The organism is Psychrobacter sp. DAB_AL62B, from assembly GCF_028895345.1.
Lineage (GTDB): Bacteria > Pseudomonadota > Gammaproteobacteria > Pseudomonadales > Moraxellaceae > Psychrobacter.
On record NZ_SAXC01000004.1, the window covers coordinates 1 to 23,883 of the forward strand.

General features: G+C 42.2%; 24 protein-coding genes, 2 tRNA genes and 1 pseudogene. 18 read left to right on the top strand and 9 right to left on the bottom strand.

From position 1 onward, the window contains the following. The first annotated feature begins 309 nt into the window (after positions 1 to 309). The 4 genes from EPB74_RS07190 to EPB74_RS07205 all read left to right on the top strand — a co-directional run bounded on the left by EPB74_RS07190 (position 310) and on the right by EPB74_RS07205 (position 2,789). Positions 310 to 936, top strand: coding sequence for a DedA family protein (locus EPB74_RS07190; RefSeq protein WP_274903577.1), 627 nt, complete (start codon positions 310 to 312; stop codon positions 934 to 936). Positions 937 to 1,118: 182 nt separating this feature from the next. Next, positions 1,119 to 1,697 carry a PepSY domain-containing protein gene (locus EPB74_RS07195; protein ID WP_274903578.1) on the top strand — a complete coding sequence of 193 codons (579 nt, stop codon included), beginning with the start codon at positions 1,119 to 1,121 and terminating at the stop codon, positions 1,695 to 1,697. A 134-nt stretch (positions 1,698 to 1,831) separates the two neighbouring features. Further along, positions 1,832 to 2,500, top strand: coding sequence for a response regulator (locus tag EPB74_RS07200; protein WP_274903579.1), 669 nt, complete (start codon positions 1,832 to 1,834; stop codon positions 2,498 to 2,500). A 64-nt stretch (positions 2,501 to 2,564) separates the two neighbouring features. Beyond that, entirely contained in the window at positions 2,565 to 2,789 is a 225-nt protein-coding gene (locus EPB74_RS07205; protein ID WP_274903581.1) for a hypothetical protein, read from the top strand. Between the two features lie 68 nt (positions 2,790 to 2,857). On the opposite strand, the gene EPB74_RS07210 is transcribed toward EPB74_RS07205, so the two are convergent. The 3 genes from EPB74_RS07210 to EPB74_RS07220 all read right to left on the bottom strand — a co-directional run bounded on the left by EPB74_RS07210 (position 2,858) and on the right by EPB74_RS07220 (position 5,480). After that, complete coding sequence (locus tag EPB74_RS07210; RefSeq protein ID WP_274903582.1) at positions 2,858 to 4,069, bottom strand: CynX/NimT family MFS transporter; 1,212 nt, start codon at positions 4,067 to 4,069, stop codon at positions 2,858 to 2,860. Between the two features lie 96 nt (positions 4,070 to 4,165). After that, positions 4,166 to 4,636 (bottom strand): cyanase, encoded by a 471-nt coding sequence (gene cynS, locus EPB74_RS07215; RefSeq protein ID WP_274903584.1) that lies wholly within the window; start codon positions 4,634 to 4,636, stop codon positions 4,166 to 4,168. Positions 4,637 to 4,817: 181 nt separating this feature from the next. Continuing rightward, positions 4,818 to 5,480 (bottom strand): carbonic anhydrase, encoded by a 663-nt coding sequence (locus EPB74_RS07220; RefSeq protein ID WP_274903586.1) that lies wholly within the window; start codon positions 5,478 to 5,480, stop codon positions 4,818 to 4,820. Between the two features lie 173 nt (positions 5,481 to 5,653). On the opposite strand from EPB74_RS07220, the gene cynR reads away from it, so the two are divergent. From cynR to EPB74_RS07285, 13 genes and pseudogenes are all read left to right on the top strand, one after another. Beyond that, positions 5,654 to 6,535: a transcriptional regulator CynR gene (gene cynR, locus EPB74_RS07225; protein WP_274903587.1), complete on the top strand. Its 882-nt coding sequence runs from the start codon at positions 5,654 to 5,656 to the stop codon at positions 6,533 to 6,535. A 230-nt stretch (positions 6,536 to 6,765) separates the two neighbouring features. Further along, complete coding sequence (locus EPB74_RS07230) at positions 6,766 to 8,919, top strand: FAD-dependent oxidoreductase (RefSeq protein WP_274903588.1); 2,154 nt, start codon at positions 6,766 to 6,768, stop codon at positions 8,917 to 8,919. 163 nt (positions 8,920 to 9,082) lie between these two features. Continuing rightward, positions 9,083 to 10,381, top strand: coding sequence for an ABC transporter substrate-binding protein (locus EPB74_RS07235; RefSeq protein ID WP_274903589.1), 1,299 nt, complete (start codon positions 9,083 to 9,085; stop codon positions 10,379 to 10,381). Further along, a complete protein-coding gene (locus tag EPB74_RS07240; RefSeq protein ID WP_274903590.1) occupies positions 10,378 to 12,168 on the top strand; it encodes an ABC transporter permease in 1,791 nt (596 codons plus the stop codon). Before EPB74_RS07235 ends, EPB74_RS07240 begins: the two co-directional genes overlap by 4 nt. Before the next feature lie 126 nt (positions 12,169 to 12,294). Continuing rightward, complete coding sequence (locus EPB74_RS07245; RefSeq protein WP_274903591.1) at positions 12,295 to 12,957, top strand: ATP-binding cassette domain-containing protein; 663 nt, start codon at positions 12,295 to 12,297, stop codon at positions 12,955 to 12,957. A gap of 62 nt (positions 12,958 to 13,019) precedes the next feature. Continuing rightward, positions 13,020 to 13,679: a CDP-alcohol phosphatidyltransferase family protein gene (locus EPB74_RS07250; protein ID WP_274903592.1), complete on the top strand. Its 660-nt coding sequence runs from the start codon at positions 13,020 to 13,022 to the stop codon at positions 13,677 to 13,679. Beyond that, a complete protein-coding gene (locus tag EPB74_RS07255; RefSeq protein WP_274903593.1) occupies positions 13,669 to 14,460 on the top strand; it encodes a sterol desaturase family protein in 792 nt (263 codons plus the stop codon). The genes EPB74_RS07250 and EPB74_RS07255 overlap by 11 nt, the downstream gene beginning before the upstream one ends. Before the next feature lie 282 nt (positions 14,461 to 14,742). Beyond that, positions 14,743 to 15,261, top strand: coding sequence for a DUF302 domain-containing protein (locus tag EPB74_RS07260; RefSeq protein WP_274903594.1), 519 nt, complete (start codon positions 14,743 to 14,745; stop codon positions 15,259 to 15,261). A 240-nt stretch (positions 15,262 to 15,501) separates the two neighbouring features. Beyond that, the gene (locus EPB74_RS07265; protein WP_274903595.1) at positions 15,502 to 15,861 is read left to right on the top strand and encodes an ArsR/SmtB family transcription factor; all 360 of its coding nucleotides are present in this window, start codon (positions 15,502 to 15,504) and stop codon (positions 15,859 to 15,861) included. Between the two features lie 52 nt (positions 15,862 to 15,913). Next, positions 15,914 to 16,318: pseudogene (gene arsC / locus EPB74_RS07270) on the top strand (arsenate reductase (glutaredoxin)); the annotation flags it as partial. 6 nt (positions 16,319 to 16,324) lie between these two features. Further along, on the top strand, positions 16,325 to 17,053 hold the full coding sequence (gene arsH, locus EPB74_RS07275; protein WP_446740030.1) for an arsenical resistance protein ArsH: 729 nt from the start codon (positions 16,325 to 16,327) through the stop codon (positions 17,051 to 17,053). A 200-nt stretch (positions 17,054 to 17,253) separates the two neighbouring features. Next, entirely contained in the window at positions 17,254 to 18,561 is a 1,308-nt protein-coding gene (locus EPB74_RS07280; RefSeq protein ID WP_274903596.1) for an arsenic transporter, read from the top strand. A gap of 430 nt (positions 18,562 to 18,991) precedes the next feature. Then, positions 18,992 to 19,948, top strand: coding sequence for an acyltransferase (locus EPB74_RS07285; protein WP_079691181.1), 957 nt, complete (start codon positions 18,992 to 18,994; stop codon positions 19,946 to 19,948). A 212-nt stretch (positions 19,949 to 20,160) separates the two neighbouring features. Here EPB74_RS07285 and EPB74_RS07290 read toward each other — a convergent pair whose 3' ends face one another. From EPB74_RS07290 to EPB74_RS07300, 3 genes are all read right to left on the bottom strand, one after another. Further along, on the bottom strand, positions 20,161 to 20,496 hold the full coding sequence (locus EPB74_RS07290) for a GlpM family protein (RefSeq protein WP_274903597.1): 336 nt from the start codon (positions 20,494 to 20,496) through the stop codon (positions 20,161 to 20,163). A gap of 63 nt (positions 20,497 to 20,559) precedes the next feature. Beyond that, complete coding sequence (locus EPB74_RS07295; protein WP_274903598.1) at positions 20,560 to 21,420, bottom strand: universal stress protein; 861 nt, start codon at positions 21,418 to 21,420, stop codon at positions 20,560 to 20,562. A gap of 42 nt (positions 21,421 to 21,462) precedes the next feature. Then, on the bottom strand, positions 21,463 to 21,621 hold the full coding sequence (locus EPB74_RS07300) for a hypothetical protein (protein ID WP_274903599.1): 159 nt from the start codon (positions 21,619 to 21,621) through the stop codon (positions 21,463 to 21,465). A 191-nt stretch (positions 21,622 to 21,812) separates the two neighbouring features. Here EPB74_RS07300 and EPB74_RS07305 point away from each other — a divergent pair, with 191 nt between their 5' ends. Further along, positions 21,813 to 22,103 (top strand): EamA family transporter, encoded by a 291-nt coding sequence (locus EPB74_RS07305; RefSeq protein ID WP_274903600.1) that lies wholly within the window; start codon positions 21,813 to 21,815, stop codon positions 22,101 to 22,103. 703 nt (positions 22,104 to 22,806) lie between these two features. Here the strand turns inward: EPB74_RS07305 and EPB74_RS07310 are convergent. The 3 genes from EPB74_RS07310 to EPB74_RS07320 form a co-directional block, all read right to left on the bottom strand. Further along, positions 22,807 to 22,883, bottom strand: a tRNA-Asp gene (locus tag EPB74_RS07310). A gap of 55 nt (positions 22,884 to 22,938) precedes the next feature. Next, a tRNA-Val gene (locus EPB74_RS07315) sits at positions 22,939 to 23,014 on the bottom strand. A gap of 312 nt (positions 23,015 to 23,326) precedes the next feature. Then, the gene (locus EPB74_RS07320) at positions 23,327 to 23,818 is read right to left on the bottom strand and encodes a glutathione peroxidase (RefSeq protein ID WP_274903601.1); all 492 of its coding nucleotides are present in this window, start codon (positions 23,816 to 23,818) and stop codon (positions 23,327 to 23,329) included. Positions 23,819 to 23,883 lie beyond the last annotated feature (65 nt).

Below are 23,883 nucleotides of genomic sequence, written 5' to 3' on the forward strand. Positions count from 1 at the left end.
TATCATACCGCCCATACCGCCATGTGAATATCCCCACCATGCCGCGACCGCTAGGGCAATGGCTGTGAAGATAAAGTCTAAATAAAAATGTCTCATGACACATCCTGTCTGGTTGCGTAAAGCTAAGTGTATCTACTAAAGATATGTGGTATAAAAAAAGTGGCTATTGCTAGCCACTTTTCTATGTGTAATTTTTAATGGAATATAAAGTATTTTTGAGAAATCTTCTATATAAAATTGTGAACGTATTTCAGCTTTACTCTACTACAATAAGAAATAAATCAATCATCAACAATATAAGGTAAATCAATGCATCAAATGAGTGACTGGGTGCTGGCTATCATGGCAAAGTTTGGCTATCTTGGCATTATGTTTGCTATGTTTGCCGAAAATGTTTTTCCGCCTATACCATCTGAGCTTATTATGCCAGCAGCAGGTTTTGCGGCCGCTAGGGGTGATTTAAATATACTGTTGGTGATAGTAGCCGGTACGTTTGGCAGCGTTTTAGGTGCCTTACCTCTCTATTATTTGGGAACTATATTTAATAAAGAGCGGCTAATGATATTTACTGAAAAGTACGGTAAATACGTATTTATTAAGTCTGAAGATGTTTTATCGTCCAATGCTTGGTTCGATAAACACGGTAAGAAAGCGGTTTTTTTTGGCCGCATGATGCCTGGTATTCGCTCACTGATCTCCATTCCTGCGGGGATGAATAAAATGCCGCTGGTCTCGTTTTTAGTATTAACGGCTTTGGGATCTAGCATTTGGACGACAATATTGACCCTAGCAGGGTTTTACTTGGGCAAAAACTACGAGGTCATTGCGACTATGCTAGCGCCTTACTCTAAAATCTTCTTGTTGCTTGCCGTAGTCATTATCATTGCTTGGCTTATCAAACGTCGACTATCTGATCACCACAATAATAATGTTTAATACAAAACTCATTTATTCATCTTCCAAATTTAAACGACTTTTCTAAATAAAACACAGCTAATGTAACCCTTAGTCAGCGCTAAGCTTCTCCTATGTTTTATCCCGTATACTGAAATTATAAATACAGTGGATGGTACAACCCATCTGTCATAAAAAAACACTCAAAGATAAAGGATAACATCATGAAAAACTTATCAACTCTAAGCAAATCTATCATTATGGTACTGAGTATTGCTGGTGTCAGCACCGCTGCTATCGCTGTAGGACAAACTACCACCACCAATAGCCAAGTCAGTGAAGCCGTAGCAGCGGCACAAAGCAAGATCAGTCTTGAGCAAGCTATTGTTATTGCTAAAAAAACCATTAAAGGTGATGTTGTTAGCGCTGACTTTGATCAACATGACCATTCAGCAGGTGGCAATTACGAGGTTAAGATTGTCGCTAATAATACTGAATATGAAGTAAAAATTGATGCAAATAGCGGTAAAGTTTTAAGCAATAAGCAAGAGAAGCTTGATAAAGAAGATATAGCAGAATATAACGCCATGAAAAAGTCTAAAACCAGTCTCAACCAAGCGATAAAAAAGGCTAACCAAAGTGTGAAAGGAAAAGTCATTGAAGCAGGATTTGATATGGATTTTGGCAAACCTGCTTACAAAGTTGAGATTGTTAAAGGCACTCAAGTACATAAAGTGGTTATCGATAGCATGACTGGTAAGATTATTCGTAGCCAAGTAGAAGCCGCTGACAGTGATGATTAATAGTAGTGCGAGTAAATGCTAAGATAGTAAGTTAACCTCTCATATCTAGTGATTTCTGAATGGCTCTAAGCGATATTATTATATCGCTTAGAGCGTTTTGGTTTAAAGCTGCCATTACCAATAAAGGATAGCTCATGCGCGTGCTACTGGTCGAAGACGATTTAATGATTGGCGAAAGCCTGAGCGAGGCGTTGCAAGATGAGGCTTATACGGTCGATTGGGTAAAAGATGGTCGCCAAGCCATCTTGACTTTAAAAGTTCAACCTTATGATATTATTTTATTGGATTTAGGCTTGCCTGAGATTGATGGTATGGGCGTATTGACCGTTATCCGAGATGCTAAGATTAACACGCCTGTACTCATTATTACCGCTCGTGATGATGTCAAAGACCGTATTGCAGGGCTTGATTCAGGGGCAGATGATTATGTGGTCAAACCTTTTGAGCTCGCGGAAGTCTTTGCACGGATGCGCGTGCTTATTCGCCGTGCTCAAGGCAAGGCGGACAATCAGCTCAGTGTTGTTGGTAATTTACATCTAGATACAGCGCATAAGCGCGTCATCATGGCTGACGCTCCTGTTGACTTGACGGCCAAAGAATATATGTTGCTCACTACCTTTATGCAGTCGCCAGAAAAAGTTATGTCTAAAACGGAACTTGAAGATTCCTTATATGGCTGGGGCGGTGAGGTTGAAAGCAATGCGATTGAGTTCTTGATTCATAGTCTAAGAAAGAAGCTGGGGCAAGACCGAATTAAAAATGTCCGAGGACTTGGTTGGTATATCAGTAACAATAAGGCGTAATCAATGCCACCTCTCTCTCCATAAACTCTTTAAATCGATGCAGTTTCAGCTGATTTTTTGGTCAATGTTAGCGTTGCTACTTTTAGCCATCGTTGCAGGTGGCTATGACTTTTGGTATAGCTATGAAGAAATCAATGAATTTCAAGATGATAACCTTAAGAGTATGTCAGCCTTACTTGAACAAACGATTGATATTGAAACATCTGGTGCTAATCCGTTGTGTAAGAACCGCATGCACTTCGAGACCGATGAGGACGATGGGAGTATCACTGTCGATGTCATCTTATAGTAAATCAACTATAAGCTGGTTGCTGTATAACTGGCTATAAAAGTGCGTTAAACAACGTTAACATACCTCTAAGTATGAGTAAGATTCATCGCCTTAGTATAGCCTGTAGGGGCAAACTTCATCGTGACAATCAGCATTACTACCAGCGTGATCAACAGCATCAACCAAACGGCCTGAAAACTTCTAGTCCATTCACTCAATACCCCTGCAAAATAAGGAACAATCGCCGTAATAATAAAGCCAATGCCTTGTACAAAAGCCGTCAGCGCGCCCGCTAATTTGGGCAGTGATAAATGATCAAGTGCGACTGTCAACGTGAGTGAAAAACAAGCCCCGAGACCACAACCGATGAGTGCCACCCAAAGAATTAGCAAGGAGGCTGGCATCAGAATTAACCCTACAAAACCGATGACCTGAATACCCACGGCAAAAAATAACCAAGGGCGGCGATCTAAGCGCTTAGCAGACAGCGCCGGCGCTCCTAACGCACCCAGCACCTGAAAAACAGTCATGATACCGATCAGCTCACCGCTACTTTGGGCGCTCCAATCTAAACCACGAGCATAAGTCGGTAAAAAAGCAATCATACAAGCATAGCCAGCGTTAGCCAAACCAAAATAGCTGGCTAATAACCACGCTCGGCGATTGCTAAAAAAATTGACTTTTACGCCACTATGTTTACTTTCCATCACCTCTGAAGGTCTGAGCCACCATAACAAGAGTGCAATGACCGGCAGTATGAGCCAGATACTCAGGCCCGCTTGCCAGCTGCCATAATGCTGCGCTACTAGCGGGCTGAGTGTGGCTGCAATACCGCCACCAGCCATGAGAGCAGCTGAATAAATACCCATCGCTAGCGGAACACGCCTAGGATACCAGCGTTTTACTACGCCAGGCGCTAACGCTTGTACGATAGCAATACCGGTACCGCCTATCAAAGCGCTAGCAATCAATGTCCAACCGGACCCTAACCACAAGCGCCATAAGCCAGCTGACGCAATGGCAAACAGACCGCCAGTTATCCAAGTACTTTCGCTCAGGCGCTTACCAACCCAAGGTAACAATAATGGAAATATGCCCATACACAGCATCGGCAACACCACCAGTAATGAGGCTGCTTGAAGTCCTATACCCGTACTCAGGCGGATTTCCTCCAGTAGAGGACCCGTGGACGTCAGTGTCGGGCGTAGCGTCAGTGCCAATCCAGCAATCACTATCATAGGCCAAAATAACGTCAGCGCCGACTGGTCTATCCTAGAGGTAATACGTTCAGTACTCATTAGTAAGCAGGTTTCCCTTGTCGCTCAAAGTGTGGCCGGAAAAAGCCGACGCAGGACGCCGACTTTTACCATATTTGTTTAAAACATTACAAACTATTAGAAAGGTTTAAAAGGTAGGAATTTACCATCAAGGGTAATCACTGCACGGTCGCCACCTTCTGGATCTGCTACTTTTTTGATATCCATTTTAAAATTGATTGCACTGATAATACCGTCGCCAAACTGTTCATGTACCAGTGCTTTAAGAGTCGTACCATAAACCTGCATCATCTCATAGAATCGGTAGATGGTAGGATCAGTAGGCATTTCACTGCCGATACTACCGCGTAATGGAATCATTTGTAATAAGGCGATCGCCTCATCATCAAGACCTAACGTTGCGCCAACTTTTTGCGCGGCTTCCGTCGGTAATGGATGCTGACCTAGCAGCGCTGCGGTGACGTATACATCACTGAGACCAGTGCCTGCAGCTATTTGCTCAAACGATAAGCTTTTCTCAGCTTTTGCCGCAATGATAATATCGGTTAGCGCTTGACGGGCGCTGTTGCTAATTTGAGACTGAATCATGATAGTGCCTTTTATAGTTAGTGGTGGTAATTAAATTAGTAATTGATTGGTTGATTGGTTGATTGGTTGATTGTTAAATTAAAAAAGTTTTAGTCAGTATGCTTGATACTTAACAGCTGATATTTAATACTTAATAAAATTCAAATACTCTTTTATTAAAAAATCAAATTAAACAGTCAGGTTAAACCACGACAGAAAGCTGCTGTATCGGATAAGCGCGAACCTCAGTATTCTCGGTAAGAGGAACAAAGTTGTTAGTAGCGCCATCTAACGCCTCAATACTACCCGTTTCAATATCGTAAACCCAGCCATGTAAAGCCAAACGCCCTTCTCTTATCGCCAAACGAACAGAGGGATGCGTTTTGATATTTTCAATCTGAGCGATGACATTTTCTCGTACCATAGATTCGATACGATCGCTGTCGCTTAGATGTTTGATAGATTCATTGACCACACGCGCTGAGTCGGCGTAACGTAACCAGCTGCCCACCGCTGGCATATGATCCATACAAGTACAATTAGCAATAGCTGACATGGCTCCGCAGTCTGAATGTCCACAAATCACCACATCGGTAACTTGCAAGGCAGTTACAGCGTATTCTACTGAGGCCGAAACCCCGCCTGGCTCTGGCCCATAAGACGGGACGATGTTACCAGCATTACGAATGACAAATAGCCCGCCTGGTTCACGCTGAGTGACCAACTCAGGTACTAAGCGGCTGTCCGAACATGAGATAAATAGCGTGCGCGGGTTTTGCTTAGTCGCTAAATTTTTGAACAAATCAGCGCGTTTCGGATAAGCATCACTATGAAACTTCAAAAAACCTTCAATAATATCTTTCATAACCGTTGGCTGTGTTGTGTCGATAAAGTAAATAATACGCCGTTATGATCATAAGGTAAAAGACTGGTATATTATGATATCGATAATAAATACTTATAGTTAAATCATAATATTTTATATAAGATATAAAAAACTTAGATAAAAAACGATATATAAGAGACTGTAGATAAATCATGATACTTCGACACATAAAATATTTTCTTGCGGTAGCAGAGCATCAAAGCTTTACACGAGCAGCAGCGTCTCTGTATGTCTCGCAGCCTGCTTTATCACAGCAGATTAAGCAGTTAGAAGAAAGTCTGGAGACGACTTTGTTTGATCGTTCGGGGCGTCATGTCAAACTTACCGACGCTGGTGAAGTGTATGCGCGCTATGCGCACAAGGCACTACAGGATTTAGAAGAGGGACGGCGAGCGCTTCACGATGTGCAAAACCTGAGTCGCGGCGCGTTGCGTATTGCGATTACCCCCACTTTCACCACTTACCTTATAGGGCCATTGATAAAGACGTTTCATAATCTTCACCCAAACATTACCCTGAGCGTGCAGGAAATGTCACAGGAACAGATGGAGAAGCAATTACTTGATGATGAATTTGATGTGGGTATTGCCTTTGCGCAGGTGCATTCTGCCGAGATAGAAACCCAGACCTTACTCGTTGAAACACTGGCGTTGGTTGTGAATAAAGACCACCCACTTGCAAAGTATCAAGCGATTGATTTACAAACGCTAAGCGAGCAATCATTAGTACTGCTAAGCCATGAGTTTGTAACTCGTGGACAAATTGAACATTATTGCCGTCAGCACGGCATAAAACCGCAGGTGTTGATGGAAGCCAATTCATTAAGCGCCGTTCTTGAAATAGTACACCATACTCAATTGACCACATTATTGCCGTCCAACATCGTGAGTAATCGAGATGAGCTGATTGCGATTGCACTGGCGCCCTCTTTACTCCAGCGCACTGCGGTATTACTGCAACGAAAAGGGGCTTATCAGAACGCTGCTACGAAAGCTTTTATTCACTTAGCGCATCAGCATTGCGAATCAAATTAAACAGTTAGTTTCGAAAAACCTAAATAACAACGATGACTAACAACGTGAGCCGTTTGGGTATGTTATAAACCATCTGTTGCTCTTACGCTGTTTGAAAAATAGTTGCTCAAAACATTGTTGTTTAAAAGTCAATCGGACTGCCATTTTTAAGTTAAAGTGATAAGTAGTCGCTAAATGGCAATACTATCTAAACATTCAGAGCTTTGCTGTACTACTTAAACGGGCATTTTATGATTAAAAAAATAGTTTTATTAGGGATTGCAGCGCTGGCTATCGTTCTGTTTTTTTATTTTGACCTAAATCAATTGCTAACGCTAGATGGACTAAAAGGCTCAATGGCAGAGTTTGAGCAATCTAAAGCGCAATCTCCGTTATTAGTTATTGGTGGCTTTTTCTTACTGTATGTATTGGTGACTGCCCTATCTTTACCGGGCGCAGCTATTTTAACCTTGGCAGCAGGTGCATTGTTTGGTTTAGCTGAGGGTTTATTGGTCGCCTCTTTTGCCTCCAGCATTGGTGCCACGTTAGCATTTTTAGTCTCACGCTATCTTCTACGCGATACAATTCAGCAGCGCTTCCCAGAACGTCTTGCAGCTATTGATGCTGGCGTTAAAAAAGAAGGCGCATTCTACTTATTTACTTTACGGTTAGTACCGATATTCCCGTTCTTTTTAATCAATCTGCTCATGGGTCTCACCGCTATTAAAGCACGGACATTTTACTGGGTGAGCCAAATTGGTATGTTGGCTGGTACTTTTGTGTTTGTAAATGCCGGTACGCAATTGGCGCAAGTTGAGAGCTTGTCAGGTATTTTATCGCTTAATCTGATTTTATCCTTTGCGTTATTAGGTTTCTTCCCACTGATTGCTAAAGCGATTTTGAATGGTTTTAAAAAACGCCGCGTCTATAAAAACTATCATAAACCTAAAAAATTCGACCGTAATATGATTGTTATCGGTGCTGGTGCGGGCGGCTTAATCACCAGCTATATTGCTGCGGCTGTCAAAGCAAAAGTAACCTTAATCGAAGCTGGTGAGATGGGCGGTGACTGTTTAAACTATGGTTGCGTACCCAGTAAAACAGTGATTAAAAGTGGCAAAGTTGCTGAGCAAATTCGGCATGGCGAGCTTTACGGCTTAGATAATATGACCCCCCAATTCTCGTTTAAGAAAGTAATGGCGCGCGTACAAACCGTGATTGACGCTATTGCCCCGCATGACAGTGTTGAGCGTTATGCCGATTTAGGCGTAGAAGTCCTAAAAGGCTACGCTAAATTAATCGACCCGTGGACGGTCAAGGTCGAGCTTAACGATGGCGGCACGCAAACCCTCACGGCGCGTACTATCGTTATTGCCACAGGCGCACGCCCCTTTATCCCGCCATTACCCGGTATCGAAGAAACCGGCTATGTCACCAGCGATACCCTATGGCGCAAGTTTGCTGAGTTTGATGAAGCACCAAAAAAACTTGTGGTACTCGGTGGTGGCCCAGTTGGCTGTGAACTGGCGCAAAGTTTTGCGCGACTCGGCTCAAGCGTTACCCAAATTGAAAGAAGTGCTCGCTTGATTAAGAAAGAAGATACTGAGGTATCAAGTTTTGCTTATGAAGCCTTAGCAGCAAGCGGTGTCAATATTCTCACCTCACACCAAGCACTACGCTGTGAAGCGCGCGACGGTAAAAAATTCATTGTGGTTAAACATCAAGAACAACAATTTGCTATTGAATATGATGAGCTACTTTGTGCTGTTGGTCGTAGCGCTCGCCTTGAGGGTTACGGCCTCGAAGCATTGGGCATTGAAACGGATCGCACCATTGTAACCAATGAATATTTAGAAACTTTATATCCGAATATCTATGCCGCAGGTGATGTTGTTGGCCCTTATCAATTTACCCATGTGGCCTCGCATCAAGCATGGTTCGCCGCCGTAAACGGTCTATTTGGTCATCTTAAAAAGTTTAAAGTGGATTATCGAGTGATACCGTGGACGACGTTTATTGACCCAGAAGTCGCTCGCGTGGGCATCAATGAGCAAGAAGCTATTGAAAAAGGTATCGATTATGAAGTCACCCGTTTTGAATTTAAAGCATTAGACCGCGCTATTGCTGAGGGCGCAACTAAGGGCTTTATCAAAGTCATTACTCCTAAAGGCAAAGATAAAATTCTTGGGGTGACGATCGTCTCTGAGCATGCAGGCGACTTATTGGCGGAATTTGTACTAGCAATGAAGCATAACTTAGGGCTTAATAAAATACTCGGCACCATTCATAGCTATCCGACTTGGGCTGAAGGCAACAAGTCGGTAGCCGGTGAATGGAAACGGTCGCATGCGCCTGAAGGCGTATTAAAATGGGTAGAAAAATATCATACTTGGCGTAGAGGGTAATTTTTTCAAAGATGCTTAAGACCTGTTTAAGACGCATTTAGAGTAATCGTCAAAAGCGTTATTTTTAGGCGCAATTTGACTTGATAAAACAGGTACTCTTAACAAGAGTAATATGAAAATCAACTTTAGATGATATTAATTTTGGATAACAACTGGAATCTAAATGCCCGCTATCAAGCCTTGGCCAACACTGACGCGCTACCGCCTTTACTGGGTGGCGCTTGGTTTTTTTTTGAGTATCTGTGTGGGCATCACAGCAAGCACGGCAATTACCCATACCAGTATCGAAGAGCAATCGTACTGGCAGCAGATAGAAACGCAGGGTAAAAACCAAGAGGTTTACTTTTATGCGTGGGGCGGTGATCCACAGATAAACGCTTATCTACAATGGGTAGCCAAGCAAGTTAAGAACAAATACAACATTAACTTAGTGCATGTCAAGCTCAGCGATACCAGCGAAGCCGTCAGCCGAGTATTAGCGGAAAAATCAGCCAATAATAACCGCCAAGGTAGCGTTGATTTGGTGTGGATAAATGGGGCTAATTTTGCCACCATGAATGAGCACTCATTATTATTGAAACAATGGGCGAATAAATTACCAAACTTTACCCTTACCGATCCCAATAACAATCCTGCCGTTACCTTTGACTTTGGTATTGCAACCGAAGGTATGGAAGCCCCGTGGGGACAGGCATCGCTTACTTTTTATTATGATAGCTTAGCGATTGACGGATCAGAAAACAACAAACCACCAACCACGTTAAATGAGCTATCACGCTGGAGTGCCCAACATCCTGGACGCTTTAGTTACCCAAAGCCGCCTGATTTTTTGGGCATGAGCTTTTTAAAATATGCCTTGGTCATGCTCCATGAGCAAAGCCCGGAAAGCATAAAATCACAATTAAACCAGCCAGCGACTAAGCAAAATACAGCGTTAGTATTAGAACCATTATGGCAGTTTTTAGATAAGCTGCACCCGACTCTATGGCGCAAGGGCGAGTCTTTTACACAAAGTGGCGCACAAATGCGCCGTTTAGTCGACGATACCGAACTAAGCTTAGCCTTTACCTTTTCAGCACCTGAAATACCTGCTGCGGTACAGCGTTATGACTTACCGACAAGTATTCGTAGCTATGCCATGGATGACGGTAGTTTGAGTAATACCCATTTTGTCGCCATTCCTTATAACGCCAGCCATCAAGCAAGCGCGCAACTGGTCGCTAACTTCTTGCTCAGCCCCACCGCACAGGCACACAAACAAAAACCTCATATCTGGGGCGATAGCACCGTGCTTGTTCAATCCATGCTCAGCCCCGAGCAACAAGCCTTATTTAAAATAAGCAAGCCGCATCCTAGCGCCTTGCCTGTTAATAGTATCAAACGCACAGTGAGCGAGCCGCATCCAAGCTGGGTTGAGGCGATTATGCAAGGCTGGCAGATGCGTTATGGGGTCAGTCCATGAGTACCGCGCCTAATAAAAAAGCAGATAATAAAGAAGCTGAGAAAGTTGCTGCTAAAGAAACTAATACTGCACCAGTAACGACTTACAAGACCGATAACTTTACACGCCTTGTAAAACTGAGCCCAAGATTTTTATTATTGTTGCTTATATTGCCGGTATTTGGCGGTTTAATCAGTGTGCTATTACCGGCCTTTGGTTGGTCACCAGCACTCGAGAAAACAACGTTTGGCCTGCAAGGTTTTAAGGAACTTTGGCAAACGCCGGGCCTTGCGAAAATGGTTAATTTAAGCGTGGCAGCTGGCTTAATAAGCACTTTTCTTGCCTTTGTAATAACGATTATGATGCTGGCCGCTTTTTTTAATAGCGTTTGGCTTAATCGTATTGAGCGTTTACTTAGCCCTATTTTAGTGATCCCACATGCAGCAGCAGCGATTGCCGTTGGCTTTTTAATTGCCCCATCCGGTATGTTCTCTCGCATAATCTCACCGTGGTTAACTGGCTGGGAGCTGGCACCGCACGGTATATTTCCGCACGATGCTTATGGTATCAGTATCATTTTGGGCTTAACGCTAAAAGAGCTGCCATTCTTATTGTTAATGGCGCTCGGCGTATTGGCGCAACCTGAGTTTGGCAAAAAGTTACGCCAGCAGCACAAGGTAGCGCTTAATTTAGGCTACTACCCAATGACGGCTTTTTTTAAAGTGGTATTGCCCAGTCTCTATCCGTTATTACGCCTGCCTATATTTGCCGTACTCGCCTATGCCAGCGCCAGTGTCGAGATGCCACTCATATTAGGTCCCAATACCCCGCCAACATTGGCCGTTGCCATCATGAATTGGTTTAACGATGTCGATTTAAATTTACGTATAAAAGCTTCTGCTGGTGCAGTATTACAGCTTGCTCTAACAGGTGGCTTACTTGCCTTTTGGCTGGCTGCTGAAAAGGTTGTAAAGTACTTATGTAGGCAGTCAATCACCAATGGTCAGCGCAACTATGGCGATACTGTTTGGCAAAAAATAACCGTAGTACTGACCACTGTGGTTATTGGTTTTATATTAATGGTATTGATTGGACTAGTAATGTGGTCGGTTGCAGGATTTTGGCGTTTTCCAGCGGCGCTACCAGAGCAATTTGTACTACTGCATTTTCAAAGCGCCTTGATGCAAATAGGCAGCCCGCTCTTTAATACGATTACTATTGGGCTAATAACGACTACTTTTGCTGTGGTGCTCACTTTGCTTTGTTTAGAATCAGAGCAGCTCACTGCCAAAGTCATTTCTCCCTTTACCAGTTTGATTATTTATTTACCGCTATTAGTGCCCAGTATTGCCTTTTTATTTGGCTTGGTATGGTTACAGCAATTGGTCAATAACCAAACCACGTTTTTTAACGTCGCCTTTACCCATTTATTATTTGTACTGCCTTATGTATTTTTATCGCTGTCGGGTAGCTATCGGCGCTTAGATCCGCGTTTTGCCAATGTAGCTGCCAGCCTTGGCGCTACTCCTAGCAAAGTATTTTTTCAGATTAAATTACCGCAGTTATTTGCGCCTATTTTAATTGCAGTGGCATTAGGCTTGGCAATCAGTTTTGGGCAATACCTGCCGACCTTGCTAGCCGGTGGCGGGCGCATAGCCACTATAACTACCGAGGCCGTTACTCTAGCTAATGGCGCCAGCAGACGCACTAGTGCCGTTTATGCCATTATACAAATGGCGTTACCGTTAATCGGTTTTACGCTAGCGTGGATATTACCTAAGTACTTTTTTAAAAGTGCGAGGCTTTAAGAGTGCAAAGCGTTAAATGTGCAGCTCGTTAAAACTGTATATTATTAAACGTACAAATTATGAATTAAAAGCGTACATCGTTAAAAACTCATATTTTTAAACAGGCGTAATGTTAAAGGTGTCTTGATGCAATCCTCTTTACAGATAAAAAACTTACAGCTTTTTCGTCAAGACCAGTTATTACTCAGCTTAAATGAGCAAGTCAATGGCGGCGAAATACTTACTATCATGGGACCTTCGGGTAGCGGTAAATCGAGTCTATTAAATTGGCTGACAGGCACACTTGCCAGCAGTTTTAGCGCTACTGGTGAGGTATTACTTAACGGTCAGAATATCAGCAACCTACCAACCCATTTACGTAATATCGGAGTGTTGTATCAAGATGCTTTATTGTTCTCGCACTTATCAGTTGCCGGAAATATTGCTTTTGCGATGCCTAAAAGTAATAAAGAGGGTAAGAAAGAAGGCAATAAAAAACAGCGGCTGGAAAAAATAGAGGACGCACTTGCGCAAGTAGGCTTAGCAGGCATTAGCAACCGCCATCCCGATAGTCTCTCTGGCGGACAACAAGCGCGAGTTGCGTTACTACGACTACTCCTTAGCGAGCCTAAAGCCATTTTACTAGACGAGCCATTTAGTAAACTGGATACCCAGTTGAGAGTGGATACACGCCAATTGGTGTTTGAGCAAATTCGTAACCGTAACCTGCCTGCTATTATGGTTACCCACGACCATAGCGATGCTGAGGCAACTAATGGCAAAGTGATTCATTTAGAGAGTGTTAATTAACAGCTTATCAACTCAGTACAATAGTTTTAGATTCACAAGTTTAAAGCCAAAAGGCAACCAGTATGCTAGATAAGTACCTTACTCCCATTATAAAACCACTGTTAACGCCCATAGTTATAGTACTGCATAAGCGTTCTATAACAGCTGATCAGTTGACGGTAGTGGGGTTTTTAATTGGACTACTAGCCGTACCACTAATCGCCTTTGAGTATTGGTATGCGGCATTAGTCGCTATCATTTTGAATCGGATTTTAGATGGTCTTGACGGCGCGCTGGCAAGATATGCCAAGCAAAGCTCTAGCGCTGGCGGTTATTTAGACATTACTCTCGATTTTCTATTTTACGCGGCGATTCCGTTTGGATTTATTCTCTCCCATCCTGAGCAGAACGCTGTTGCTGGTGCATTATTATTAGCGACATTTATTGGAACTGGCTCAAGCTTTTTAGCCTTTGCTATTGCCGCTGAAAAGCTTAAAATTGATAGACCACAGTTTAAATATAAAAGCTTTTATTATCTAAATGGCCTAACCGAAGGCACGGAAACCATTGCGCTATTTATAGCCTTTTGTATTTGGCCACAGCATTTTGCCTTATTCGCAACGCTCTTCGCTATTGCGTGTACGATTACTATTTTTACCCGCATATATGGCGGTTACCATACGCTCAAACAGCAAGAAGCCGAAATAGAAGCTAAAATAAATGGAGCAATCGATGACACATGAAGTATGGTGGCGACTCGGCTTCTTTTTTAGCATTTTAGTGATAATGATGCTAGTTGAATGGCTGAAACCAGCACGACAATCACCCATTAAAAGTAGCAAGCGTTGGTTCGCTAATTTTGGATTGGTGTTTGCCTCATCGCTTATTGCCCGCCTAGTAGTACCGATTGGTCTGACGGCGGTGGCAATTTATACCCAAAAAAATGGTATTGGCTTATTTAATCTCATAGAGCTGCCAAGCATCATAGTCATTGTGCTTAGTTTGATTTTGCTTGATATTTTAATCTATTGGCAACATCGACTGTTTCATCGCGTTCCTATATTGTGGCGTTTGCACCGAGTGCACCATGCCGATGCGCATGTCGATACCAGCACCGGTCTTAGATTTCATCCGCTTGAAATTGTACTCAGTATTCTGATAAAGCTGATTGCCGTTATTGTACTGGGCGTCCCTGCTATAGCAGTACTCATATTTGAGATCGCACTAAACGGTTTAGCATTATTTAATCATGCCAATATTCGCCTGCCACCAGCCATTGAAAAACCAGCGCGCCTTATATTAATGACCCAAATTTTGCACCGTATACACCATAGCCAAGTCGTGAGTGAGACCAACTCAAACTATGGCTTTAGCGTTATTTGGTGGGATAAATTGTTCGGTAGCTATAAAAGTGTCGCAAAAAAAACCGATGATCAAATTGATATCGGTTTAATTGAATACCCTACTGCCAAACAAAATGCGTCATTGTGGCACTTATTAATCATGCCATTTAGAAATAAATGAGTGGTTTATTAATTGGTTTCTACCAAGTTGTTTATGCCATCTCTATAAATAGGCGCGCAAGCTACTGGCTACCTTGGGGCATTTCTCACGCCACCGCATAATGCTATTTTCTTAGCAGCCAATGTTCCAGTTCCAAATTTAGTTGCAGCGGATGTAAACCTGCTTGCTGAGCAAATTATTCTGAGCAAGCAAATATAACTATATTATTGCAATATCGATCTTTGTTACGCACAATGATTATTTAGTGCCACTAATTATAAATACTAACCAATAGGTAAACTTATGATTAAAATTATTCCCATGGTCGCTTTTGCATTGCTAGCATCCTCTTGTGCAAGCCTTGGGCAAAACGTGCAAACATCTAAGGATAACCAATCAGTTAAAGAGACTGCTGCTTATGCAAATATTGGCGATGGCTTGGTCACACTTGAGAGTGATTATTCGGTTAAAGAGACTGCCGATAGATTCGAATCTATCATCAAAGAAAAAGGCTTAACGCTATTTACCAGAATCGATCACCAAAAAAATGCTGAAGGCGTCAATTTAGAGTTAAGACCGACGGAAGTCATCCTCTTCGGTAATCCGAAAGCTGGCACCAAACTGATGCAGTGCGCTCAAAATGTGGCGATTGATTTACCGCAAAAAGTACTCATTAGCGAAGGCGCAGATAAAAAGGTATATCTTTCATACAATAGTCCTGACTATCTTAAAGCACGCCATAATATTCAAGGTTGCGACAAAGTCATCAGTGACGTCTCAACGCTTCTTGGTAAGCTAAGTACTGCTGCGACCTCAAATTAATCTATGCTAGGCATAGTGCTAGATAAAAACTCTCAGCTCTATTTGATTTTTTACGCAGCAGCTATTAACAGTCAGCTCTATATAAAGTGAGAAGTTATACATATAGAGCTGATTGCATATATTTTGGATCACTACTTATTTTCTTATTGAAGTCAATTTATTCACTATTGATGACTTAGACTCGTTGATTATTCTGCAAAACACCTTGACTTGAATTAACATGTCTATATTATTAGACATATGGAAATAACTAACGCTACTGCCAGCTTTGCTGCCCTCTCTCAAGACACTCGACTAAAGGCATTTATGCTGCTGGTCAGTCATGAGCCTAACGGTCTGCCTGCTGGTGAAATCGCCCGTCAGCTTGATGTCCCGCATAATACAATGTCTGCTCATTTAGCCGTTCTTGCACGAGCAGGATGGGTGGTCTCACAACGCCAAAGCCGCCAGATTATCTATCGCGCCTCCCTCTCGCATATGGAAGCTGTCGTTCAGTTTTTATTAAAAGACTGCTGCGCTGGACACCCAGAGCTGTGTGACTCACTTTTAGAAAGTTTGAGTGATTGTGACACTAGCGTACTTAATAAGCTTAATAACTAAACGATTATTCTGTTTAAAAATACAAACACTTCTAACATTATAAAAGGTTGTTATGACACCTATCATTTTTCACAATCCCAACTGCGGCACCTCTCGCAATACCTTAGCAATAATGAAGGCGTCAGGTGAACAGCCGAATGTCATTGAGTATCTTAAAACACCACCTACTCGCGACTATCTGCTTGAGCTATTGGCTTTGATGCAACTATTACCACGCGAACTGCTACGCCAGAAGGAAAATATTTATAAAGAGCTTGGTTTGGATAACCTAGCGTTATCAGATGAGCAGCTTATTGATGCCATGATGGCGCATCCTATTTTGATGAATCGTCCTATTGTAGTGACCGATAAAGGCGCAGCTTTATGTCGACCTTCAGAACAGGTATTTGAATTATTAAACCATCCAGTGAGTAGCTTTACCAAAGAAGATGGCGAAATTATCTACAACTCTAGGGACAACATCATATCCGAAGCTGGTAACTATGATGATTTACCGAATATTGATGCGGCAGAACTGCAACCGATTGATATTGATGCTCTAATTGCTACTAATGATTTACGTCATCCACCAAAAATATTAGTGCTATATGGCTCTTTGCGTGAACGCTCGTTTTCTAAACTGGCAGCGGAAGAAGCAAGTCGGATATTGCGCTGGTATGGTTGCGAGGTACGTACCTTTGATCCATCAGGATTGCCGTTGCCTGATAGTACCGATGCCGATCATCCAAAAGTGCAAGAATTGCGCGAGCTGGCAGCATGGTCAGAAGGCATGCTCTGGGTCAGTCCTGAACGCCACGGCAGTATCACCAGTATTATGAAAGCGCAGATTGATTGGATTCCGCTATCTTTAGGTGGTGTGCGCCCGACTCAAGGTAAAACGCTTGCCGTAATGCAAGTTAGCGGCGGCAGTCAGAGCTTTAATACCGTCAATCAGCTACGTATTCTTGGCCGTTGGATGCGCATGATTACCATACCCAATCAGTCCTCTATTCCGAAAGCATTTTTGGAATTTAACGACGATAACCGCATGCAACAGTCGCCTTTATATCAGCGTATCGTCGATGTGTGTGAGGAATTGGTGAAGTTTACTTGGCTCACACGTGGACGCTCTACTTATCTGACCGATCGTTATTCTGAACGCGTAGAAAGCCGTGATGAGCTATCAAAGCGCGTCAATCAAAAATCGTTATAGTCAGTTCAAAATAAAAGAGAGTCATTTATAGCCATGTGCTACTGGTATGATTTTTTTGCTTGCTGTTCGCAAGCGTGACAGAGGCTGCAAAAAATCCATGCCAGCATCACTGTATTTTTCTTAAATTAAATCGACTATATAACGTCAACTTGCCATAACATCAGATGTTTTTAACGTCATTGTTTTATTAAGGCACTTTTATGCTCGCGTTAGCGATTTTTATCGTCACTTTGGTCTTAGTCATATGGCAGCCAAAAGGATTGGGTATCGGCTGGAGTGCGATGGGTGGCGCATTAGTCGCGCTACTCTTTGGAGTGGTGCAACTATCAGATGTTGGTATCGTCTGGAATATTGTCTGGGATGCGACTTTCACCTTTGTCGCGCTCATTATCATCTCACTGATATTAGATGAGGCTGGTTTTTTTGGCTGGGCAGCCTTACATGTAGCAAGATTGGGCAATGGTCAGGGGCGTTTGCTGTTTCCTATGATTGTCATTCTAGGGGCGTTTATTTCGGCTTTTTTTGCTAATGATGGGGCGGCATTATTGCTCACCCCTATCGTGATCGCTATCTTGCTGCGCCTTGATTTTACTCCTAAATCTGCCTTTGCCTTTATTATTGCTACCGGCTTTATTGCCGATACGGCAAGTCTGCCTCTCGTGACTTCTAACCTAGTCAACATCGTTAGTGCCAATTATTTCGATATTGGTTTTGGTCGCTATGCGGCAGTCATGGTGCCAGTGAATATAGTGTCTGTTATTGCAACGTTACTGGTGTTATGGGTAGTCTACGCGCGCCATATTCCAAAACACTATGCAACTAATAATCTTAGTTCACCGCAGTCTGCTATCAAAGATCCTTTGGTTTTTCGAGCGGCTTTTCCACTATTATCCTTATTACTTATTGCTTATTTTGCCACCGAATTACTCGGTATCGTGATCTCATTGGTGACTGGTATCGCGGCACTAGTGCTGATGGCAATCGCAGGTCGCTGGTGGCAAGGCGGTCGTGGTACAAAGTTTTCTGTGACCAATGTCTTGCGCAAAGCCCCATGGCAAATCGTCTTATTTTCAATCGGTATGTATTTGGTCGTTTATGGTTTGGGCAATGCTGGTCTCACCGCCTATGGCGCAAAGATACTTAACTGGTTAGGGCAACAAGGTAATGTCATTGCTACGTTAGGGACTGGCTTTCTCTCTGCTATTGTCGCTTCAGTCATGAACAATATGCCATCGACACTTATCGGCGCACTTGCTATTGATAGCGCTCAAGTCCCCGCGGCAACACGTGAGCTGATGATTTATGCCAATGTCATGGGCAATGATTTAGGTCCAAAATTTACCCCGATTGGTAGCTTAGCAACTTTGCTATGGCTACATGTACTGGCAGAGAAAGATTATAAAATCAGCTGGGGTCAGTATATGAAGATTGGCTTATTAATCACTCCTCCCGTATTGCTAGTCACACTTTTAGCCTTGGTATTTTGGTTGCCAATGCTAAGTGGCTAAGTGGCTAAGTACTTATAGTAAGCTCAACATAAAATACGTACGATTGTCACAACATTTATCATAACATTCTGCTGCTATAAATTTTTCTCGCTTGTTGTTCACTTTGCCAGACAGATACTTCTAATAAAAGTTTCGCAAAATTCATACCAGCAACAATATATTCTTTTTATAGTGAATAGACTATAGGTAATAGCTAGCGGGGTTACCGAACGTTTAAGTATGATTTTCTTTGCCCTATTTTGTACAATTTCTGCTTTGAATGATTAAATAATGAACGGTGGCTCTGTATTTATTCACTCATAAAATTATTCATATATATTGTGTGTTATCACCAGTCACGTCACAGTCGTACACTCATACTGATTTCTGCTAAAATTATCTAATGGCGTTAGCAATAGCTAATAATAAGTATAGATAAAAAGGACTGAACATGCGATTGGCATCACTTATTCAAAAAATACATGAGCGCACTCCTAAACTTGGCAAAGCCGTTTCACTGGCGACTGCAACTGGCGTCATTGCTGGCAATAGTTTTGGTGGTAGCATCCCCATGTGGTTAATGGGCGCGACCAAAATGGTTACCGGCGCGCCTGTTGCTGATAAGATCGTGATTAAAATCGCCAATCACTGGATCAATAGTAACAACGCCCTGATTGACAATATTTTGCCACAAAAAGACTGGCGTATTAGTTTGCCTGATGACACGCATATAAACGGTAAATACTTACTCGTGAGCAACCATCAATCGTGGGTCGACACCAGTATCGTTCAATATATTAGTGAAAAGCGCTTACCGTTAACGCGCTTTTTTACTAAGTTTGAATTGATATATATCCCTATCGTTGGTCAGACCTTTTATTTTTTAGATTTCCCAATGATGCGTCGGCATTCTAAAGAAGCCATTGCTAAAAACCCGTCATTAAAAGGCAAAGATATCATAGAAGCAAAACGTGCCTGCGCGCTGCTTAAAGACAAGCCTTTTACGCTGCTTAGTTATCTAGAAGGGACGCGCTTTACCCCCACTAAACGTGACAAGCAGCATTCGCCCTACACGCATTTACTTAAGCCACGGGCCGGCGGTTTGTCTCTTGCTATCAACGCATTGGGCGCAGACATAGATGGCATCTTGGATATGACCATCGTTTATCCTGATGGCGTACCGACTTATAGTGACTTATGGAAAGGTAATATTAAGCGCTTAGGTGTGGATGTACGGCATATTGACATGCCTGATGCGCTATTTTCCAGTATTCAAAATGGTGGTTACGAAAATGATGAGGCGACCAAAGCGCAAATGTTCGACTGGATAGAGCAAATATGGCGACAAAAAGATCAGCGTATTGCTGATATGCTTGCTGAATTTGAAACTGAAGCTGTTGATAAATAGGCTTAGTTGACCCTCTATTTTCTAAGCTAATGTTTGTGGATCTGACATCAGATATCACCTTTCTCGTAATATCAGAATGAGTATGTTTTATTCGATTTGGCAATGCCTATAAAACATCATACTCAGTGATATCTGAAGACGTTCTCGTCCAGCTTGGATAACCGTATGCAATAGTGCTAGGACTCAGATTTAGATAGCTTGAAGATAACTCTCTAAATCTGGTACTGCTGCCATGCCAATACCAAAATGGCAGCGGCCAGCAGCCAACCTACCACACCTAATAATAATGCTTTATACAAGCCAATATGGCTAAAAGTGAAAAACACCAAAAGCGTATAAATGAAATGCGGTATGACGCCAAGCATACTAAAAACCAGCGCTACTTTTAAATCTGCAGTACTACGCTGCGTACCGACTAAGAAATGACTGATTAGAGTAAAGGTTGGAAATAGTGGTGCAAGCGCTGCCAAATAAAAAAATCGGGTTTGGGCAAATAGTTGAATGATTAATACCATCAACGCGCCAATGAGCATTTTTAGCCAAATCATGGTCAGTTAATTTCCTTTCATACCTTTAATAATAGTAATAGCTATTATTATGCACGTTACCCTCTAGCGCACTAAAATAACTGGAGAGAGCGTACTGGCAATAATCTCGGTTGTTGTACTACCTAAAAACAGCTGCTGCCATTTAGAACGTCCATAAGCACCAATCACGATGATATCGATATTATTGTCTGCTTGAAAGGTCAATAATCCATTAACGGCATCTGTCTCAGGTAAGTGATGTGCCTTGATCATAAAACCTGCAGACATGAGTTCCGCAACTGCTGCCGCTAAGCTTTGTTTAGACAATTCATCATGATGACCGACCATCACGATATGACCTTGCAACCCTTTGAGTAAATAACTTCTAGCAACCATTTGTGTAGCGGTAATGGCTATTTTACTGGCATCAAAGGCAATCATATACGAGGTAGGCGTGGTAAATGCTTCTGAACAAATTAGGATAGGTATGCTGGACGCGCGCGCAACCGTTTCGATTTGGCTGCCAATATTGATTCGACTGCCTTTATGATCTTCTCCACGCCGTCCCATTACGATGGCGCGATTTTGGGTGTGGAAATGTTCAATAGCAGGTAATAGCTTGCCATGACGCTGATAGATACCGACGTCTACATCGAAGTGACTTTCAATATAGCTTTTTGCATCTTGGACCAAGGCGGTGCTATAACTGTTGACTACTTTGGCTCTTTGTTCATCTAACTGGGTTAATTCTTCTAATAAAACTTGGCGACTGTTGATACCTATCGCCCCTGACAAATCCCGTCTTGTCGACGCTGGTACGTCGATCACATTTAATAATGCAACCGGTAAGCCCAAGCGACTGGCATACCATGCGGCATAATCACACACGGATTCTGTCACTGCCGAACCATCAATACACGCTAGAATATGCTGTTGTGTTGTCATTATTTTATCCTTAGTATTTTTATTATTGAATGGGTAAGCTTATCAATGAGTGCCTAAGCTATTAGTGGCATCCGATTTGTCATGAACGCCGAATTTTTCTACCATCGCTTGACTGGCTTCATTCAGACCGAGGAGCTCAACTTCAGTACCTTGGCGGTGAAACTTGATAATAATCTTGTTAATAGCTGCGACTGCCGTCACATCCTAAAAGCGCGCGTCAGAGACCTCAATAACTACTTTAGCGACCTCCTCTTTAATATCAAAGGATTCCATTAGGCGCTCTGCAGATGTTAAAAACACTTATCCTTTTACCTGATAATAGCGCGTTTGTACTGATTCATCTAGCTGTGTCTCAATACTCATATAACGCTCAATCTTCTTGGCAAAGAATAATGCTGATAACAGCGCCCCAATTGTTCGGCGCTGTCGTGGCTTGCGGTCTCGGTTATGCTGAAGGGGCACGATTGTCACGAGAGCTCGGTAGTTGGCAAGTAATCAGTTGGGCTTTAGTGTTGTCTCTACCTGTTATGTTACCGCTGATGTGGTTAACCTGGCCAAAATCTTTGGAAGAAGTGGGTTTTGCTGCTTGGGCAAGCCTAATTTATATTGCTGTATTTAGTATGTTTATCGGGTTTCTGTTCTGGTATCGTGGTTTGGCTTTAGGCGGCATTGTTGCTGCATGAGACAGTTAGTATTGGTATGTTGATCAGTACATTAGGAGCAGTCGTTTGCGTGGTAGGTGCGAAAAATTTTTCTATATAAATAGCGACTATTTTAATTTCCAGTATTCTACGATTAATAGCGGCAACCTTAACAATACAGAGTTACTAAGCGATATATTCAGTTGCTATTATTCAGTTCATATATAGCTGTTTAAAAACGGTCGTTATGAGCTGACGAACGCATTTTTCATACTTCTTAAGCGGAATATGTGCTTGATGTTAGCTGTGTCGTTATCTACACTGATCAAAATATGAAGGATGGGCTATCTGATAGTTTAACCGCTGGCAAATCGATTGAAGGTTTTACTGAATTCTATAAAGTTCCGATTGCTGTTCCAACTCTTAAACAACAATCTACCGTATAAACATTATTAAACGAGATCGTCTTCAGTCCCGACTTTTAACAACCTTGGTCACAAAATGGTCACGATTTGGTCAACGAGCACTTGGTCACCGATTACTAAAAGATAGATTGTCTGCTGACTATTTTATATCGTATACGATAATAAAGAGTAAGCTGCTTCTAACGAGAAAGTAGAGATAAAATATAAAACCTATAAAAATCAAATATTTATATAAATCAATAGACACAAAAAAACCTCAAACAATCTAATGTTTGAGGCGAAACCTGCTTAAACTCGAGAGTTTAAATTCGTTTTAAATATGGCGCAGCGGACGGGACTCGAACCCGCGACCCCCGGCGTGACAGGCCGGTATTCTAACCAACTGAACTACCGCTGCTTAGGTCGTTTTTAGCGTCTTGCCCTTATAAATAGAGCCCACTTCGCTAAAAGAGTGGTGGGTGATGACGGATTCGAACCGCCGACATTCTGCGTGTAAGGCAGACGCTCTACCAACTGAGCTAATCACCCTGAGAAGCGTTAAAAAATTGCATTGCAATTTTAGCTTCGCAAGAGAAAATTCTTTAAATAGAATTTTCTAAAGCTTTATTAATTAAAGATGTCACACTTTAATTAATAATCGAAATCTCTTACTGAGAATTCTAACAACTCAAAGCTCTTTAAAGCCCCTTGCTGTGGGTGTGTATTATATAGATTTACACATGGCTGTCAAATAGTATTTTCCTTTTTATAGGCTATTTTTAAAATTATTACTCATTGCTCTGACAAGCAGTTGTTTTAATTGGTTTTATATTTTTACCAGCAATACTAAATATTGACTATTTATACACTGACGGCTACCAATGCCGTTTCTACATCGGTTTTTATGGCATCAGGTTTGGTTGTTGGTGCATAGCGGTCGATTACTTGCCCTTTACTATCGATTAAAAACTTGGTGAAATTCCATTTGATACCATCTGTTAGTAAACCACCCTTTTGCTTCTTTAGCCATTCAAAAATTGGATGGGCGTCTTTACCATTAACATCAACCTTTGCCATCATCGGAAAGCTAACGCCATAATTTTTTTGACAAAACGCACCAATCTCATCATTACTACCGGGATCTTGGCTGCCGAATTGATTACAAGGAAAGCCGATGACTACTAACCCTTGATCTTTATATTGCTGATACATCGCCTCTAAACCTTCAAATTGCGGGGTAAATCCACATTTGCTTGCGGTATTGACGATCAATAGTACCTTACCTTCATAATCAGAGAATGGTTGCGAGGTAGCGTCCATACGCTCAGCGTTAAAGTCGTAAATAGTGCTCATTATTTATCCTTAAATAAATTTATTATTGGTATATTCTATTTAGAATCGCACAGTATTTTTAATTA